The sequence below is a fragment of the Chamaesiphon sp. OTE_8_metabat_110 genome (assembly GCF_031382685.1).
Lineage (GTDB): Bacteria > Cyanobacteriota > Cyanobacteriia > Cyanobacteriales > Chamaesiphonaceae > Chamaesiphon.
Genome location: NZ_JANMZA010000327.1, coordinates 1 through 4167 on the forward strand (window position 1 = coordinate 1; position 4167 = coordinate 4167).

The window sequence follows — 4167 nt, forward strand, 5'->3', positions numbered from 1 at the left end:
TTTGCTATTTCTAGTTTAGCGGCGATAGCTTGGCAATCCCGACTGGCTGGCTCGCTGGCCGTATCTATGCCCGCGCAAAGAGGGGAAGTATTTGGGTCGGTTTACAATTGGGATGCTGACGGGCAATTACTGACGGAGGTATTACCAGCAACAGTGTTCGCCGCTGATGATTGGGATGCTCGCTGCGCCCAAATTGAGCCTACTCAGCATCAGGTTATCCCACAAGCGGCTAATCTGACCGATACAGTAGTAGGGGTACTAGCTCTCGCCCGCAACGCCTACGATCGCGGCGCACGTCCGCACTGGTCTACTGCTTTACCTTTTTACGGTCAACATCCAGTTATCGGCTCACCTGCGATCGTAAAATGATTGTCGCTCGAATCAATAACTGGATATCTAATCAATATTTTGATTGCCAAGCAGCGTTCGTGAGATCCTGCACTGACATCGACGCTACTACTTTAGAAGCTCTGGCAGACAGCTCAATTTGGTCGTTCTAAGCCTCATAACTGTTAGCTATAGACGCGATATCGACCTTGACACAGAGTGTAAATGCAGCAAATCCAAAAATATGACTAACCGATGAGCAGATGCTCGTTAGACTCAATCCGGACTTTGAGCAGATCGGCGAGTTCTTGCAGTTGCGCGATCGCTTCTGCACCTTCGAGTTTCATCAATTCGCGGTCGTCGCGTAATTCCGTCCAGGTAATCCCATAATCAGATACCAGGAACCGGATCAGGTGATTGTCTGCCAAACTGACCATAAAGTTGGCACTGTTCATGCGATCGCCACAAGTATAGCAAGCTGCCTCATAGCCGCGTCGCTCCAAAACAGTAGCCAAAGCCTGTAGGCTCATAACTAGGTCTTTGACGAATTCTTGATGTTGATTTGCTAGTCTAAGAAACATAGCTCTCCTTTTTTAGCACCACTTAATATTTTAGTATAACCTTTATTATTTTTTAATGTTCTTCTCATTGACAATCTTAATGGTTTGCACAGTTTCCTCGCACTTCGCTAATATACCGATCGAAAGCGTTGCCGTACTGGGGTTGATGGCGATCCTGGCAGTTGAGCGATTTGGGCTGGAGTCAAGCGCATCCCAAAAAATCGCTTTAACTAGGTGTCGGTGTCTAGCTGTTGATTTCAGAGTCTGACAGGATTCTCAGCAGAAAACTGTTGTATTAGGTACGAATATATCTCAGACTAATATCGCTACTAATAGTCATCATGGCGGATGACCGACCCGATCGCCACCACTTTGATGGCGCTATTATTACTAATTTAGCAGGAGCTGACACTGCGGCACGATCGGCTTAACGCGGTGGTGCGGCAGCCTAGATGTGTTAGCGCTCGGCACGGGCGAGACACTCAGCCTGTGCCGCAGCGCCGAGGAGACCGACTTGCGGTTCGAGGACGATGTGGACGGGGATATTGGTTAACAAATCGCTAATCCTACCTTTATGATTGAATGCTGCCATAAAAGTGCCATCGGTAATTAGAGGTAAATTTTTGGCAGCGATCCCACCCGCAATAAATAATCCACCGTAGGGCAGGGTTTTGAGGGCGAGATTTCCCGATTCAGCTCCATATATGGAGCCAAACATCTGCATGGTCGCTTGGGCTAGGGGATCGGTTTTGGCGATCGCCTGTGCGGAGATGATACCCGCAGGATCGGCTGCTGTCTCGGGTTGAGACTCCCAGCGCTGGACTACATTAGCGATATCGGTATTTTCGGATAAGTCACCAGTATCGCGCAAAAATTGATAAATCGTGATAATTCCAGCCCCAGATAGTACCCGCTCGTTGGAGACTCGATCGATCTGCTTGCGACGACAGATATATTGGTATAGCTCGAATTCCTGGATCGATCGGGCGGCAAAGTCCGTATGTCCGCCTTCGGTGGCAATAACTTGATAGTCGGTGCCATTATGAATCAGGAATCCTTGCCCCAGCCCCGTACCCGCCCCAATAATCGCCATCGGGGCACGATCGCGCGGTTGTCCGGTTTGGAGCGTGTGGAGGTCGGCTGGCTGCAACTGGGTAATCCCATAGCCGATCGCGGTAAAGTCATTGATGAGCGCCAGGTTGGGGATCTGGAGTGCTTGCGCCAATTTAGCGGCGTTGAGGTGCCAGTCGAGATTTGGTAAGTAAGATGAGCCATCGATTACGGCTCCAGCAATGCCCAGACAGGCAGCATCGATCTCGATTTGGGTGCCGAGCTGGGTTGGGGCTGCTGCCAAAAATTTCTGGACGATCGCCACGAGATCCGGATATTCTTGGCTGGGATATGACTGTTGAAAGCACGCAAGCTGGGGCGATCCGGGGTGAGCTAGTCGCAGGAGGGTTTTGGTACCGCCGACATCGCCTGATAGTAGATAATTCATGTCTTTTTCACCCGAGCGGTACAGCGATACAATAGAGAGGTGTTCGATCTAGAAGATCTCAGTCGGATCGCCAGTAGTGAAGCTCGAATCAGCGCGACGAACACCGTGGGAAAATTGAGTCGCTACCTTGAAGGCAAGGGTGCGATCTGTAAATATATTAGTATAGGTGGCGCGGCGATCGCCAGCGGTCATTGGCTACTGCGATCCAAATCTTTATCTTCGCGATCGATCGCCCGGTTGAAATACTTGTCACACTAGTTAACCTACGTTGCTACCGCGAGATGCCTACGATTGTATCTTGATTCGCTGTCTTGTCGGTGTCTTGTCTTGACGCGCTCGACCTGGAGGGAACCTCCAGGTCGAGCGCGTCGAGTTCAGCACACAAACGGGAGGGGACCTCCAGGTGTCGCGCACTAAGCAGCGCGTCAAGACAGGTGGACTTTGCATCATAAGCAGCGGTCTCCAACCGCTGGGGCTATAGAACTGCGCCCCAATTGTGGGAAGATCGCTCCACCACAGCGCCATAAGATCTCACTAGCGCGGCTGATTTAGAGTAGCCATGCCAACGAATCGAACTTCCTTGATATACTGAACAAACACGATCGGAATAATCGCCATCCCCTAGACATGCAGCCTACAGATCCTACCAAATTTACCGACCAAGCCTGGGATGCAATCATCAAATCGCAGGACGTCGCTCGGAGATCGTTCAACCAGCAGTTAGAAGTCGAACATGTCACGATGGCACTGTTGGAACAACAGGATTTAGCGCCCAAAATTCTCGCGCGGGTGGGTGTCGATGTGGATAAATTTACCCGCCAACTTCAAGAATTTACCGCACGTCAGCCGCGATTGGATCGGGTGGTGGACTTATATCTAGGTAGAAGTCTGGATGTATTACTCGATCGAGCTGAAGCGGCTCGGGAAAGCTGGCAAGAGCGGGTAATTGGAGTAGATCATTTGATATTAGCCCTGATGGACGACGATCGAGTCGGGCGGCGATTACTCAAAGCCTTTGATTTCGATCGCGCTCAATTAGAAGCCGCCATCAAGCAATTGCGGACGACTACGCCCAAAGCTGCTCCTCAACAGCCGGAAGCTAGTGCGAGTGCCTTGCCTAAATATGGCAAAGATCTCACCGAAGCAGCCAGAGCTGGGCAAATGGATCCCGTGATTGGTAGAGACGAAGAGATCAAACGAGTCGTCCAAGTGCTGTCCCGCCGCCAAAAAAATAACCCCGTCCTGATTGGCGAACCTGGTGTCGGCAAAACCGCCATCGCCGAAGGATTGGCGCAACGGATCGTCAATGGCGACGTGCCCGAATCCCTCAAGGATCGCACCTTAATTTCCCTCGATATGGGCAGCCTGATCGCAGGTGCTAAACTCCGAGGTGAATTTGAAGAACGCTTGCGCTCCGTACTCAAAGAAGTAACCGAATCGGCAGGGCAAATCGTCCTGTTTATCGACGAACTGCATACCGTCGTCGGTGCTGGCGGCAATCAAGGGGCAATGGATGCGGGCAATCTGCTCAAACCGATGCTAGCACGGGGCGAATTGCGCTGTATCGGTGCCACCACGATCGATGAATATCGGAAATATATCGAGAAAGATCCCGCATTAGAACGCCGCTTTCAGCCCGTTCAAGTCAACGAACCCAGCGTCGAAGATACGATCTCGATCCTGCGGGGGTTGAAAGAGCGCTATGAAGTCCATCACGGGGTGAAAATTAGCGATTCGGCTCTAGTTGCTGCGGCTACCCTCTCCAGTCGGTATATCGCCGAT

The 4167-nt window shown here is 51.2% G+C and carries 4 protein-coding genes and 1 pseudogene; 3 read left to right on the forward strand and 2 right to left on the reverse strand.

Features of this window, described 5'->3' with window-relative positions; genetic code table 11:
* Window positions 1-369 (forward strand): annotated as a pseudogene (locus tag RMO52_RS12080) (tRNA (adenosine(37)-N6)-threonylcarbamoyltransferase complex dimerization subunit type 1 TsaB); the annotation flags it as partial.
* A gap of 206 nt (window positions 370-575) precedes the next feature.
* Here RMO52_RS12080 and RMO52_RS12085 read toward each other — a convergent pair.
* The gene (locus RMO52_RS12085; protein ID WP_309741319.1) at window positions 576-908 is read right to left on the reverse strand and encodes a DUF1815 family protein; all 333 of its coding nucleotides are present in this window, start codon (window positions 906-908) and stop codon (window positions 576-578) included.
* Window positions 909-1344: 436 nt separating this feature from the next.
* Entirely contained in the window at window positions 1345-2385 is a 1041-nt protein-coding gene (locus tag RMO52_RS12090) for a glucokinase (RefSeq protein ID WP_310414439.1), read from the reverse strand.
* Window positions 2386-2424: 39 nt separating this feature from the next.
* Here RMO52_RS12090 and RMO52_RS12095 point away from each other — a divergent pair, with 39 nt between their 5' ends.
* Complete coding sequence (locus tag RMO52_RS12095; RefSeq protein WP_309738923.1) at window positions 2425-2643, forward strand: hypothetical protein; 219 nt, start codon at window positions 2425-2427, stop codon at window positions 2641-2643.
* A 369-nt stretch (window positions 2644-3012) separates the two neighbouring features.
* On the forward strand, window positions 3013-4167 hold a 1155-nt coding region (locus RMO52_RS12100; protein ID WP_310414442.1), incomplete at its 3' end, for a Clp protease N-terminal domain-containing protein.

Coding starts and splice junctions, on each gene's coding strand:
- RMO52_RS12090 (WP_310414439.1), bottom strand. CDS start 2,385: ATGAATTATCTACTATCAGGCGATGTCGGCGGTACCAAAACCCTCCTG.
- RMO52_RS12085 (WP_309741319.1), bottom strand. CDS start 908: ATGTTTCTTAGACTAGCAAATCAACATCAAGAATTCGTCAAAGACCTA.